The 13,472-nt window shown below is 49.9% G+C and carries 17 protein-coding genes and 1 other annotated feature (1 of these 18 running past the window's edge); of the genes, 2 read left to right on the top strand and 15 right to left on the bottom strand.

The window, feature by feature from the left end:
• Positions 1–110: a binding site (T-box leader), on the bottom strand; it reaches 126 nt to the left of the window's first position.
• A 115-nt stretch (positions 111–225) separates the two neighbouring features.
• Entirely contained in the window at positions 226–468 is a 243-nt protein-coding gene (locus LY85_RS09305; protein WP_141826400.1) for a hypothetical protein, read from the bottom strand.
• 55 nt (positions 469–523) lie between these two features.
• On the bottom strand, positions 524–814 hold the full coding sequence (locus LY85_RS19530) for a DUF2087 domain-containing protein (protein ID WP_243122520.1): 291 nt from the start codon (positions 812–814) through the stop codon (positions 524–526).
• 268 nt (positions 815–1,082) lie between these two features.
• On the opposite strand from LY85_RS19530, the gene LY85_RS09315 reads away from it, so the two are divergent.
• Complete coding sequence (locus LY85_RS09315; RefSeq protein WP_038325962.1) at positions 1,083–1,292, top strand: DUF378 domain-containing protein; 210 nt, start codon at positions 1,083–1,085, stop codon at positions 1,290–1,292.
• Positions 1,293–1,332: 40 nt separating this feature from the next.
• Here the strand turns inward: LY85_RS09315 and LY85_RS09320 are convergent, their stop codons facing one another.
• The 12 genes from LY85_RS09320 to LY85_RS19270 form a co-directional block, all read right to left on the bottom strand.
• Positions 1,333–1,587, bottom strand: coding sequence for a hypothetical protein (locus LY85_RS09320; RefSeq protein ID WP_141826402.1), 255 nt, complete (start codon positions 1,585–1,587; stop codon positions 1,333–1,335).
• A gap of 221 nt (positions 1,588–1,808) precedes the next feature.
• On the bottom strand, positions 1,809–2,189 hold the full coding sequence (gene dhaM / locus LY85_RS09325) for a dihydroxyacetone kinase phosphoryl donor subunit DhaM (protein WP_141826403.1): 381 nt from the start codon (positions 2,187–2,189) through the stop codon (positions 1,809–1,811).
• 27 nt (positions 2,190–2,216) lie between these two features.
• Positions 2,217–2,840: a dihydroxyacetone kinase subunit DhaL gene (gene dhaL / locus LY85_RS09330; protein ID WP_038325966.1), complete on the bottom strand. Its 624-nt coding sequence runs from the start codon at positions 2,838–2,840 to the stop codon at positions 2,217–2,219.
• A 114-nt stretch (positions 2,841–2,954) separates the two neighbouring features.
• Positions 2,955–3,944, bottom strand: coding sequence for a dihydroxyacetone kinase subunit DhaK (dhaK, locus tag LY85_RS09335; protein ID WP_038325968.1), 990 nt, complete (start codon positions 3,942–3,944; stop codon positions 2,955–2,957).
• A 54-nt stretch (positions 3,945–3,998) separates the two neighbouring features.
• Positions 3,999–4,352: a DUF1667 domain-containing protein gene (locus tag LY85_RS09340; protein WP_038325969.1), complete on the bottom strand. Its 354-nt coding sequence runs from the start codon at positions 4,350–4,352 to the stop codon at positions 3,999–4,001.
• Positions 4,349–5,617 (bottom strand): FAD-dependent oxidoreductase, encoded by a 1,269-nt coding sequence (locus tag LY85_RS09345; protein ID WP_141826404.1) that lies wholly within the window; start codon positions 5,615–5,617, stop codon positions 4,349–4,351. Before LY85_RS09345 ends, LY85_RS09340 begins: the two co-directional genes overlap by 4 nt.
• Positions 5,610–7,061 (bottom strand): NAD(P)/FAD-dependent oxidoreductase, encoded by a 1,452-nt coding sequence (locus LY85_RS09350; protein ID WP_038325971.1) that lies wholly within the window; start codon positions 7,059–7,061, stop codon positions 5,610–5,612. Before LY85_RS09350 ends, LY85_RS09345 begins: the two co-directional genes overlap by 8 nt.
• Positions 7,062–7,209: 148 nt before the next feature.
• Positions 7,210–7,926, bottom strand: a complete 717-nt coding sequence (locus LY85_RS09355) for an MIP/aquaporin family protein (RefSeq protein WP_038325973.1) — start codon at positions 7,924–7,926, stop codon at positions 7,210–7,212.
• A 119-nt stretch (positions 7,927–8,045) separates the two neighbouring features.
• Positions 8,046–9,542, bottom strand: a complete 1,497-nt coding sequence (gene glpK / locus LY85_RS09360; RefSeq protein WP_141826405.1) for a glycerol kinase GlpK — start codon at positions 9,540–9,542, stop codon at positions 8,046–8,048.
• Between the two features lie 340 nt (positions 9,543–9,882).
• Positions 9,883–10,446 carry a TetR/AcrR family transcriptional regulator C-terminal domain-containing protein gene (locus tag LY85_RS09365; protein WP_141826406.1) on the bottom strand — a complete coding sequence of 188 codons (564 nt, stop codon included), beginning with the start codon at positions 10,444–10,446 and terminating at the stop codon, positions 9,883–9,885.
• 145 nt (positions 10,447–10,591) lie between these two features.
• On the bottom strand, positions 10,592–11,161 hold the full coding sequence (locus LY85_RS09370; protein ID WP_141826407.1) for a DUF5317 domain-containing protein: 570 nt from the start codon (positions 11,159–11,161) through the stop codon (positions 10,592–10,594).
• Positions 11,162–11,176: 15 nt separating this feature from the next.
• Entirely contained in the window at positions 11,177–11,890 is a 714-nt protein-coding gene (locus LY85_RS19270; RefSeq protein ID WP_185741175.1) for an HD-GYP domain-containing protein, read from the bottom strand.
• Positions 11,891–12,077: 187 nt separating this feature from the next.
• Between LY85_RS19270 and LY85_RS19275 the strand changes: the two genes are divergently transcribed.
• On the top strand, positions 12,078–12,233 hold the full coding sequence (locus LY85_RS19275) for a hypothetical protein (protein WP_185741176.1): 156 nt from the start codon (positions 12,078–12,080) through the stop codon (positions 12,231–12,233).
• Between the two features lie 479 nt (positions 12,234–12,712).
• On the opposite strand, the gene LY85_RS09380 is transcribed toward LY85_RS19275, so the two are convergent.
• A complete protein-coding gene (locus tag LY85_RS09380) occupies positions 12,713–13,345 on the bottom strand; it encodes a hypothetical protein (protein WP_042082274.1) in 633 nt (210 codons plus the stop codon).
• Between the last annotated feature and the right edge of the window lie 127 nt (positions 13,346–13,472).

The raw sequence follows: 13,472 nt of genomic DNA on the forward strand, positions 1-13,472 counted from the left end.
TTCAGCTGCCTGCTCCGGGGTGATATCCTGCATTCACCGCACCGTCTTTCACCTGCCGACGGCTCTCTGTGAGCGGAAAGGATGCATTCTGTCCCCATCTGCGCATTTTTGTTATTAGTTTATAGCATATTATATTCCGACCTGCTTGTCAAGTGTTTTATCAAGCCTTGTCCGTAAAAGAAACAATCCTGCCTGCTTCGGGTAAAATCATTTGACCGCACCGGCCTAACGCACGGCGGAATCTTTCCGGCCCGGTACAATGACCGGATCGACCTTTTGATCGGTGTGATAAGGCATGATGTCGGGACTTACGGGCTGATTGGTAAAGTACGGCATGACGGACGGTTCCAGACTTCCCGCGGAAGCTGCACCGCTTTTCGTTACGCCTGGCACCGCAGCCGCAGAAACCGACCCGCAAATCGTCAGCATCACCGCCCACAGCATCAGAATACCCGCTGCCTTTTTCATACGCTCATCCCTTCCAAAAGTATGTGCCGCCATCCCGGTTGCAGAAAAATCGGCCTTATTTGAGCCAATACTCGCTTCCGTCGCTTTTTCTGTCCATATATCCCAGATCAATCAGACTGCGGCGCAGGGTGGAATAATCTTCCGGATAAATCCCCTTTAGAATTCCGTTGACATCCATTTCCGTATAGTGTTTCCCCTTTTCAAACTGGCCCGCTATTTTTTTAAAAATAACCGTTTTTTTCTTCGCTTTGGAAGAAATCACCTTTAGTTTTAAGGGTTCTAACGAGCTGAAAACATTATTTAATATTTTTTCTTCCTCTTCCGGCGTGACATCAATCGTTTCCATATTGATCCTCCTGTTATATTTCCTATTATCAATTTTACCCTGCATTTTAAAAATGTCAAGCGGATATGATGTGATTTCTGAATGATGGCAATTCCATTTCAGTTTGCGAGACAAAACACGTTCCTCCCCCGCCTTCGGCGGGGGAGGAACGTAACCTTGTTGCAGAATCAACTCCGGAAGTGCTGTAGATACATCGCTGTCCTGGCCGGGCTCCGGAGTGAATAAACAGGGAAAAAAACGATCATAATAAAAAAAAGGAGTGAAAAAGATGTTAGATAAAATCGCATTGCTTTTGGTTATCATCGGCGGTCTGAACTGGGGTTCCATCGGTATTTTCCAGTTCGACTTTGTTTCATGGATCGGCGGCGGTCAGTCCGGAATGTTCAGCCGGATCATCTATGTACTGGTTGCAATCGCTGCAATCTGGTGTATTTCACTGCTGTTCAGAGACGACGAGGCCGTCCGAGAAACCACATAATGGAGGCCCTCCCGAAAAAATGGGAGGGCTCATTTTTTTGCTATCTGTTGTTGTCCGGAATGTTGTCCTCAGGTGTGTCTTTGATATAATCTTTTCCTTCTCCAGCCGATGATCCGCTGGTTTTCCATTCGTCGGACGATGTTTTATCATTTTTGGGGGAATCAGTGCTGTTAACATCCGACTGTGTATTTTTCTTATCCTGACCGAGACAATTTGCATCGGTCAAAAAGTTGCAGCTTTTTTCATCGTTCTGTGTATCACCGTTCAGGTTTAGAAAACTGTATTTCTTACTCATGAGTTTCTCCTCTTTTCCATAGCATTGTCCTCAGGGACATTTTTACTATTCCCAAAGCGGTTGACGTTATACCGCCTTTCAGAAAAGCCGTTCATGCAAAAGCCGGAAAAACGCGCCGGAAAACAACAAGCACACCGTTTCATGTCATACGAAACGATGTGCCTGTTGCTATGGTGTGTGTCGAAACATGGAATAAGTAAAGGAGTAATCAAAAATTAATTTCAGAGCTTTTTCTCTGAAGCGACATCCTGTACGGACTCGGCGATCTCCTCCAGGCTCTGATTGGCGCTGGAGCCGACCGCGGCTACTACCGCACCCTCTACCAGGGGGCAGTCGAGCATCCGTATTTTTCGTTCGGGCATATTTTCAATCACCATCTCCGCCGTCATGACCGCGCTGCCCATATCCATCAGGATCACCGCGCCGTCATCGGTATACACGGAGTCTATGGCTGTACTGATTTTTTCAAAGCTGGTGCCAAAGGTACCGTCGTCAAGGCCCCCGGCCGGAACAACCGGCGCGTCGGCCGCCATCATCTTTGCCAGCTCGGCAACGCCTTCGGCAAGCTTCTGGCTGTGGGATACAATGATAATTCCTACCATATTTAACCTTTCCTGTCTAAAACAGCTTTATAACATTCTGTTGATTACTTTCAGCATTAAGCAGGAAGAGGTTGCTCCCGGGTCCTGGTGCCCAAGGCTTCTTTCCCCAAGGTAGCTGGCCCTTCCCTTTGTTGCAATAATGGTTTTGGTATATTCAACGCCCTTTTCCGCGGCTTCCACCCCTCGGGTGAGCGCAGCCTTAAAGTCGTTATTTTCCGCATAGCTTTTTTTAATGGCATTCAGCGCGGGAATCAGGGCGTCCAGCATGGTCTTTTCGCCTTCGTGCGCCTTTCCCCTCATTTCGATTCCGCCGATGGCGGCTTCCAGCGCGGCAATAAAGTCGTTGCCGTCTATTTCGGTTTTCGCGCCGACGGCGACGCCGGCCCTCATAAACGCGGTTCCGTAAAGCGGGCCCGAAGCGCCCCCCACGGTGGAAACCAGCGACATGCCGACCGTTTTCAGAATAGACCCGATATCCTTCCCGGAGAGATCGGCCAGCTTCTTTTCTACTTCTTTGAATCCTCTGGCCATATTGATTCCATGGTCACCGTCACCAATGACATTGTCCAGTTCCGTTAAAAAATCTTTTTCCATCTGAATTTGCTCGCCGATCTGTTTCAGTATTTCTATTACTTTACTGCTGTCCGTCATAATGATTTCCCTCTCTCAAAAGATATATCCATATCATTCAATAATAAATGATTTATATGCAACCAGATGAAAATTATGCGGCGGAACGGTGCGCCCCGCCGCACACAGCAAACCTTATTGTTTGAATGCAGGGGTATCGGCCTTTGCATCGAGAAGCTCCTTGAGCTCTTCGTCAAGGCGGAGCAGGGAAATGGAGAAGCCCGCCATTTCAATGGAGGTCATGTAATTGCCGACAAACGTCCTGTAAATTTTGATTCCCTTTTCCGTCAGGTAATCATGGACCTTATTGTTGGCAATGAAGAGCTCCATCAGAGGCGTCGCGCCGGAACCGTTGATCATAACCGCAACTTCCTTGCCGCTGTAATCAATGTCCGCTACGATTTTATCCAGAAGCATGGTGACGATTTCATCCGCGCTCCTGATTTTCTCCCTGTGGGTACCCGGCTCGCCGTGGATGCCGATTCCGATTTCCATTTCGTCCTCGCCGAGCTCAAAACCGGGCTTGCCGGCCGCGGGAACGGTACAGGGCGTAAGGGCCATGCCCATCGTCCTGACATTGTCGACGACCTTCTGCGCTACGCGGTGGACCTCGTCCAGGTCCGCCCCGGTTTCGGCCTTCGCGCCCGCAATCTTATGGACAAACACGGTTCCGGCAACGCCGCGGCGCCCGGTCGTGTAAAGGCTGTCCTTGACCGCCACGTCGTCGTTGGTCACCACGTGTTTTACGCTGACCCCGTCCGCTTCGGCCATTTCCGCCGCCATTTCAAAGTTCATGACGTCGCCCGTGTAGTTTTTCACTACCATCAGCACGCCCTTATCCGTGGCGATGGCTTTGATGCCCTCATAAATCTGATCAGGAGTGGGAGAAGTGAACACGGCCCCCGCTACGGCGCAGTCAAGCATTCCCTCGCCGACATAACCGCCGTGCGCAGGCTCATGGCCGCTGCCGCCGCCGCTGATGAGCGCCACCTTGCCTTCTTTTTTGTGAGCCCTGACGACTACGTTGCCGCAGTCCAGTTTTCTGACGTGATCCGGATACGCTTTTACCATGCCGACGATCATTTCCTGTTCCACATTGTCCACGCTGTTTATTAACTTCTTCACAAAAAACGCCTCCTGTCATTTATTTTAATTTATCATTACGGTAACGCTCTGATCTTATTCCAGTTCTTTCGTCGCGATAATATTGACCGGCGTACCGCACACATTTTTAATAAGGACTTCCCCGATATGGATCGGACGCATGACCGTGTGGCGGGAAATCTCTTTCAGGCAATCGAAAATTTTACTTTTTTCGATTGGCTTGGAGGTTTTCACGGAAAGCGGCTGAGTGGTTCCGTACACCCTCATCAAAGCGGTCACCATTCTGGTCGGAAGCGTCAGCTCCTCCTGTGCATATTTTTTACCGATATTGCAGGTATAGCCCTCGATGGATAAGATCTGATCGCCGTCCACCTCCGCGGTGATCCGGCAGCCCATCGGGCAGCCGATGCAGGTAATTTCTTTTATCATGACTGCTGCGCCTCCACTCTTACAGTGATTTTGTCAGCATTGGCATTTTTCTGCAGATATTCCGGAGTGAATTTCAGCGTCACCATTTCGCCGGGAGTCAAAATCCGGCTCTTTTTCTCGGCTGCCTGAACGTCTCCGACATCTATACAAACCTTTGCATCCTTGTAAACGCCCCTCGGACGGAACATAATGGTGATCGGCTCATCCAGCTTCTTTGAGATATGCTGGGGGACCGCGCCGGACACGCCGAAACCGTTGACCACTTCCAGCGTCTCTTCCTCCTTCGCAAGCTGGCCCTGTACATATTTGTAGGCGTTGGCGCCGGCTTTGGCGGATTCCTCGGATACGAAGTCGACCAGGTCATGCACATGCAGTACGTTCCCGCAGGAGAAGATTCCATCCACGGAGGTCTGGAGATTCTCGTTTACCTCCGCGCCGTTTGTCGCCGGAGAAATCTTTACGCCGGCCATGGTGGACAGCTCGTTTTCAGGAATCAGGCCGACGGAGAGCAGCAGGGTATCGCACTCGTAATACTCTTCCGTTCCGGGAATGGGCTTGAGCGTTTTGGGGTCGACCTCTGCAACCGTTACGCCTTCCAGGCGTTCCCTGCCGGCAATATCGGTTACCGTATGGCTGAGCAGAAGCGGAATATCGTAATCGTCAAGGCACTGTACAATATTTCTCTTCAGTCCGGCGGAGAAGGGCATCAGCTCCACGCACGCCAGAACCTTTGCGCCCAGGAAAGTCATTCTGCGCGCCATAATCAGCCCGATATCTCCGGAACCGAGAATGAGGACGCGCCTGCCGGGCATCAGGCCCTTCAGATTTGTAAATTTCTGCGCGGTTCCCGCCGTGTAAATACCGGAGCATCTCCAGCCCGGTGTGGCGAGGGACCCTCTGGGGCGCTCGCGGCAGCCCATGGCAAGGATGACGGATTTTGCTTTGAAATGCTCCAGCCCCGCGCCCCTGCTGACCGCGGTCACCACCTTGTCCGGGGTGATGTCGATGACCATGGTGTCGCACTGGGAGGGGATGCCGTACTCCAGCACCTTGTCGATATATCTCTGCGCGTATTCCGGGCCGGTGAGCTCTTCCTTAAAGGTGTGGAGCCCGAAGCCGTTGTGGATGCACTGCTTCAGAATACCGCCGAGGTTCTCTTCTCTTTCGAGAATCAGAATGTCCCTCGCACCCGCTTCGTAGGCGGAAACCGCGGCCGCCAGACCGGCAGGTCCGCCGCCGATGATCAAAATGTCTACATTACGCATCTTCATGATCCCCTTTCTCAAAAAGGTAACTGTCCAGATATTTGGAGTTTCCTCCGAACTTTGTCACTTCCAGCGGGGATATATGAAGCTCTTCACACAATATTTCCAGAGTCCTTGGGGTACAGAAGCCCGCCTGGCACCGGCCCATTCCGGCTCTTGTCCTTCTCTTGATGCCGTCGACCGATCTCGCCCCGACCGGCCTGCGGATTGCTTCCCTGATTTCAGCTTCCGTTACGGTTTCACATCTGCAGACGACCTTTGCGTAATCCGGGTTGACGGAGATCGCCATTGCCCGCTCTTCGTCCGTCATCTCCCTGAACTTCGGTATCCCTTTTCTGATCGGATTGAAATCATCCTTTTTCTTCGCTCCGAGCTTGTCGGTGATCATATCCGCCAGATACACGGCAATCGCCGGGGACGAGGTCAGTCCCGGGGATTCCACGCCCGCCGCGTTGAAGAACATCGGCGCGTCCGGCGCTTCGCCGAGGACGAATTCATTTCTGTCGCAGTGCGCGCGCAGTCCGGAGAACGTTGTGATATAATTTCTGGCGGGAATGTGCTCCCAGGTAAGGGCAGCGAATTTCAGAACCTTCTCAAGTCCCTCAGGTGTGGTCCTTGTGTCCGTCTTATCGTCGATATCCTCTGCGGTCGGCCCGATCAGGATGGTTCCGTCCACGGTGGGGGTCACCAGGATTCCCTTGCCCATTTTGGTCGGCAGCTGGAAAATCGACGCGTGGAAGGCATCGCTGAATTTCTTATCGACGATGTAATACTCGCCTCTGCGGGGGACAATGGTGATTTTATCCTCGGAAACCATATTGTTGATTACGTCGGAATAAAGTCCTGCACAGTTCACGACTGCTTTCGCTGTAAAGGTACCAGCCTTGCTTATAACTTTCCATCCGTCTTTTTCTTTTTCAATCGCAGTAACTTCTGCTTCACGGTAGAAATTAACACCGTTCATCGCAGCGTTTTCGGCAAAGGCCTCGGTCAGTTCATAGGGGCAGACGATTCCGCCGTTGGTGACCAGAAGTGCCTCGCACGCCGTGCTGCCAATGTTCGGTTCTCTTTTTCTAAGTTCATCTTGTCCAATAATGCTGAGTCCGGGAACTCCGTTTTCCGTTCCCTGCCTTTTTAAAGCTTCCAGGCTTTCATGATCTTCCGGGCTGAAAGAAACAACCAGGGAGGTATTCCATTTATGCGGAACATCCAGCTCTTCGCAGATCTGATCGTACATTTTGTTGCCGAGCACGTTGAACTTCGCTTTTTGGGTACCGGGATGCGCATCATAGCCGCCGTGAATAATCGCGGTATTTGCTTTACTTTGGCCGTTGCTGATATCATCGGTCTTTTCCAGCAAGGCAATGTTCAGGCTGTATCTTGACAATTCTCTGGCCACCGCGCAACCCACGACACCTCCGCCGATGATGATTACATCTACCATTTTGTGAACACCACTCTTTAATTTATTTGGAATTTTTTAAAATAATGCAGGGGCAAATTTTATTCGCCCCTGCAAATATTTTATCAATTCATCGCTAGGTACTTACAAGGCATATTAATTCTTTAATATAACCTGATACAACCATGAATTACCACGGAATTGCCTGGAATACAAATGCAGCGACAAGAGCGCCGATGATGGGCCCAATAATCGGAACGACAAGGCCGTAGCTCCAGTTGGAATCGCCTTTGCCCTTAATGGGGAGGATGGCGTGGGCGATACGGGGTCCGAGGTCACGGGCAGGGTTCAAAGCGTAACCGGTCAGCCCGCCTAAGGACATGCCGATGGATGTGATAATTCCGAATACATACAGGTTGGAAACGCCCACTGTGCCGGCACCGGCTACGTTGCCGAAGCCGAGGAGTGTAAAGACCAGCACGAAGGTAGCAACTGCTTCGCAGAAAATGTTACGGGGAATATTGCGGATGGACGGACCTGTTGCGAAAACGCCCAGTTTGGTTCCGGCATCTTCTGTTGCGTCGAAATGATCCTTGAACATCAGATAGACAACGACAGCACCGACAAAAGCGCCCGCTATCTGAGCAATAATATAACCGGGAACCATAGCCCAGCTGAACTTACCAATCGCCGCAAGAGAAATAGTCAGTGCCGGGTTGAAGCTCGCGCCGGAAGCAGCACCGAAAATGCACGCAGGAATCATAACAGCAAGGCCCCATGCAATACCGGTCTGGACACTGCCGCCGCCCTTTTGTCCGGATTTATTCAAGCTTACGTTGCAGACGACACCGTCGCCCAGGATGATCAGCATCATTGTTCCCAAAAACTCCGCAAGATATGGTAACATTAACAATACACCTCAATCTTTTTTAAATACCGGCCCCTTTCGATAGGAGGTTTCCCCTGCCGAGGGGCCGGCCTGAATTTTAATCGTTTACTCGCTAACCGTAATGCAAAACAGAAAAATCAGTCTTCCTTGGCCCAGCCAAAGGAGCACTTAACAGCCTTGCTCCAGCCTTTGATGATTTCTTCACGATGAGCGGCCTCCATGGCAGGCTCAAAGATCTTGGAAATCTGCCAGTTCTTAATAACGTCTTCCTTGTTTGCCCAGTAGCCAACCGCAAGACCGGCCAGATAAGCGGCGCCCATTGCCGTTGTCTCAATGCACACCGGTCTGTGTACGGGTGCGTTGATCACGTCGGCCTGGAACTGCATCAGGAAGTTGTTGGCGCACGCGCCGCCGTCGACTTTCAGGGCGTTCAGCGTAATACCGGAATCTTCCTGCATCGCTTTCAGCACGTCATAAGTCTGATAGGCAAGGGACTCGAGCGTAGCTCTGACAAAATGATACTTGTTGACGCCTCTGGTAATACCGACGACGGTGCCTCTCGCGTACTGATCCCAGTGCGGAGCACCAAGGCCCGTAAACGCGGGAACGACGTAGCAGCCGTTTGTATCGCTGACCTTTGTCGCCAGATACTCGGAATCGGGCGATGTGTCAACCAGACGCATCTCGTCGCGCAGCCACTGAATCGCGGCGCCGGCTACGAAGATGGAACCTTCGAGCGCATAATTTACTTTCCCGTCAAGGCCCCATGCAATGGTGGTGACCAGGCCGTTCTTTGAATAAACCGGCTTTTCGCCTGTGTTCATCAGCATAAAGCAGCCTGTGCCGTATGTATTCTTCGCTTCGCCCGGAGTGTAGCAGGTCTGGCCGAACAAGGCTGCCTGCTGGTCGCCCGCGGCGCCGGCAATCGGAATCGCCCCGCCGAAGAAGGACGGATCGGATTCGCCGTATACACAGCTGGACGGTTTTGCAGTCGGGAGCATGCTCTCAGGAATATTGAGCTCATCAAGAATCTCTTTGTCCCATTTGAGTTCCGTAATGTTGAACAGCATGGTTCTGGAAGCATTGGAATAATCCGTTACGTGAACCTTGCCCTTTGTCAGGTTCCAGATCAGCCATGTTTCAATCGTACCGAACAGTAAATCGCCGGCTTCTGCTCTTTGCCTTACGCCCGGAACGTTGTCAAGAATCCATTTTACTTTTGTGCCCGAGAAGTAAGCATCGATCATTAAACCTGTCTTTTTCCTATAGATTTCTGTTAAACCCTTCGCTTTTAAGGTGTCGCAGTACTGTGATGTACGTCTGCACTGCCAAACGATGGCGTGGTAAACAGGTTCGCCTGTTTTTTTATCCCACACAACGGTTGTTTCACGCTGATTGGTGATACCGATTGCCGCTATATCCGCCGCAACCGCACCGATCTTCAGCATTGCTTCCTGAGCAACACCGATCTGGGTGGACCAAATTTCCATTGCATCATGCTCAACCCAGCCCGGCTTCGGAAAATACTGTGTGAACTCTTTCTGTGCCACGCTGCACATTTCACCCTTCTCATTGAAAAGAATACAGCGGGAACTCGTTGTGCCGGCATCCAGCGCCATGACATACTTGGCCATAAAAAAACCTCCCCTAAAATGTTTTTCCGATACAATAAATTGTATCTTTGTTTGCCCTAAGGCACCTTCCCATAACTTTGGTTTTCCGGCTTTCGCCGTATCACCATCTATGCCCATATCATAACACCGAAAAGGAATTTTGTATTTAGACAATTCGCGTTTTTTGTTTAGATTTGATAATTATCATATGATTCAATTATTTTTTTTGGTTATTCTTGTGTATGGTGCTACTTGCATTATTTAATTTTTCTATAAAGGATTCATGCTATTTAGCAAAAATGGATACACTATATTTCCGTATAACAAAAAAATCCCCGTACTGGTTGTACGGGAATCAAAGTCATATCGCAATTTTCTTTTGTTTTTCCGTGCCGTGGTAAATCATCCGGAGCAGAGCCTTGATTTTTTTAATGACAAAATCCTCGTCCTCCTGCATTCCCCGGCTGACCCACTGGATACCGTAATTTACAAACGCGGTGGTAAAAAAATCGACCAGAAAATCCGCATCCTCCTTGCTTATGTATTTGCAGTTTTCAAGATCGATCCCCAGCTTTTCCACCCAGGAGTGCACGACGGGCTGTAAAAACCCTTCCATATACTCTTTTTTGATGGAGCGGATGGTATTTCTGCAGAACGCGCGGTTGGCTTTGCAGTACCTCATGGCCTGTACGACCGCCGTTTCCCACTGCCCGTCCGGTACTTCCCCCATCTGGCTGACGATATCGTTCCGGTAAATCCAGCTCAACAGCTCGTACATATCTTTGAAGTGGTAATAAAACGTCTGCCGGTTCAAGCCGCAGTTACTGGTTACATTCTGGACGGTTATTTTGTTGAATGGGGTCCGGCTCATCAGGTCCTTCAAAGAATTTGCAAGCTGCTGCTTGGTCTGCGATGCATATTCCATGTTTTTTCCTCCATTTTAACATTCATCCACTTTAGCAAAAATAGATAAAACAAACACTCACCCATAATGTATATTATACTATATAATGCAATTATGATTCAAGAGTAATTTTGGCATGGAAGAAAACGGACCCGGCTGCCCAGGTTTATTTCCGCACAGGACGGCGCTGGCCTGTCCTTTCCGTCAGAACGGAAACAATCAGACAGGCGATCCCCAGTCCCAGCAGAATATCTCCCGCGCTGATAAAGCTGCCGATATACGGTGCCGGCACGGGGATCACGTCGCCCAGAAAATAGAGCCTCGCTCCGCCGGTGGCGACGAAATAGTTGGCTTTTTTCGCGTAGACGGCCTCCGGGGTCATACCGGGGAACATTGCAAGCGCCGCAGGAGACACCGGCATGCGAAAATTGTTGCACACAATGACAAGCAGGTTACAGAGCGTACCGGCTCCGGCAAGGATCACCGCGGTCAGCCGGCGCCGATTCAAAATCAGAAAGGCGATAATGCACAGATAGCTGATCCCCGTAAAAAGCCACGGAGCCTTCGCGGCAAAATCAGGGAACCGGGAAAACGGAAGCTCCGCCAGCAGACCGGCCACAGGAAGCCACAGGCCGCGGACGGAGGAAAGATTGCCGTACTGGTTTTTTACGCCTCTTATATGGTTGACGGCTGTCGCAATCAGAAAGCCCGCCAGCACAAAAACAAATAATACCATTCTTTCTCTCCGGTCCTATGAAATGACACCCTGCTCACGCAGGGCCTCCAGAAAAGCGCAAACCACCTTGGGGTGGAACTGTTTTCCGCTCTCCTCTTTTAAAATTTCCACTACCCGCTCCACCGGCATGCTGGCGCAGTAGGGGCGGTCGCTGGTCATAGCGTCGTAAGCATCCGCCACGCCGATCACATAGACCGCGGTTGAGATCTCCCCGCCTTTCGTATGGTCCGGGTAGCCACCGCCGTCATACCGCTCGTGATGATGCAGAATCGCTTCGCGGACCGCGTCGTTCAGCTTTACATTCTTCAGAATGGACGCACTGATCACCGGATGCGTCATAATAACGGCGCGTTCCTCCGGCGTAAGCGGGCCGGGCTTATTCAGTATTTTTTCATCGATGCCGATTTTGCCCACGTCATGCAGAAGGGCGGCCACCTTGATGTCGTCGATATCGCCCGGATGATAGTGCATTTTCCGAGCGATCATTTCCGCATATTCCTCCACGCGGTGCGAGTGGCCTTCGGTATACTTGTCCTTCGCCTCCAGCGCGGCTGTCAGGGTTTTGACCATATTGTAATAGTTCGCCTTCGCGTCAAGATAAAGGACAAAGCTGTAGCGTGCAAGAAGCAGGGGCAGCATAATAAAAAGGACCAGATATACCCCGTTCTCCATTACAAGAATTTTGGCAATAAAATATGCGATGGGTGCGGACGCAGCTATGTTGGGCATAAATTCCCACAGATTTTTTAAAAGTGCAGGAAAAAATGCTCCCTGGCCATTTAACGTAAAAAGGAGCATCAGAATACTGCAGTTCAACAAAATGAAAGAAAAAGATGCTACAACCAAGGGCAGCAAAATTTGAGGTAGCGAAAAGTCTCCGACTACGCCCCCCGATTTTTGGTACAGCAGGCTGGCAATGAAAGCGGAAGTTGTAATATTTCCCGCATTGAACGCTGTTTTAATCGGCTCCCTATTGAAAATATGGGTAAATGTTCTTTCTCCCGTATTTGTTGGTATGATGATGAAAGGGGTACTGATTGTAACCATCGCAGCGGAAAAAATCGGTCCATAACAAAAAATCGAGGCCAGATTACAGACAAATGACATATCGATGGAATAATCATCACGGATATAGATGGGAAGACAACGACAGATAATATATAAAAAAGTGAGAACTCCAAACTGCGCCAACGCCTGTTTGGAATCGGATTGAGCCAGAATCTGCCTGAAATATAAATAAACACAGTATGAGCCAAGAGAGAGACCAATTACTGAAACTATGTAAGCATAAATTTTTGAAGAGCGGCTCATATGTACCTCCTTCTTTATAAAAAAATCAGGTTTGCAAAACTATGTATTAACAGTTATTGCCAAGAAAAGCTTGCACCAGCAGTTGCGATTACAGACAATACAGACAGTAATGCAAACAGAACTTTTTTCATTGAATATAGCCCTCCGTAAAACAATCTCTGTTCTCCGCTAAATAAACAGGCTATATCCGCTACGCTAATGGATCTGGCTGCAAACCTGATTTTTTCCGAATGAAATGCGCTAGATGCTGGAAATTCTGCGGTTCAGCGCGTCAAGCGTGGCTTTTACGACCGCATAACCGGCATCGTCGCCGACAAAGGAACTGCCCAGATAGCGCTCCACGCTGTTTCTGAATTTGACCGCAATACAAACGGCAACCGCTTTCCCTTCGGTAAGGTCGAACAGCTTTACATCTATGGGGGAAAGCGACATATCCGGCTCTATAAAGTTAGTAACCGCATTCAGAGTCGCCTGGCAGATCATTTTATTGACGTCCACACTGTCATTTAAGGCGGAGGCTTCCCCGCTGAAGGTGGACTCTCCGTCGCAAAGGGAAACGGCTGCCGTAGAACGGTTCTTGCTCTTTGCAATGCTGATCTCTTCGAAAACGAGCCTGTCCTTTATTTTCCGGCTGTTTTCCGACGGAATCTGAGCGATACTGATCAGCTTATGGTCAATCGTCGTATTGAACTGTACCAGGATGGCGGACTGAATGTCACGCGCGATCTGTTTTGGCGAGCGGCTCATATCGGAAAGCACATGGATTTCAGTGATCGCATCGCCGGACTGGACAATACTGGATTTTATTACGCCCGGCAGCTTGTCTATCAGATCGGAATATTCTTTTATGATTGTGCTTTGACTGTTCTCCATTTGAGAACCCTCCGTTTTTTAAACTGTATGTGCAGAAATATCTGACCATCTGCGCCATGGGATTGAATGAAAGCGTTTTCTACATATTCATTCAAATTATATTAAATTGCATCCTGTTTATCAATGC

It is taken from the genome of Clostridium sp. KNHs216 (assembly GCF_006714885.1).
In the GTDB taxonomy this organism is placed as follows: Bacteria; Bacillota; Clostridia; order Oscillospirales; family Acutalibacteraceae; genus Caproiciproducens.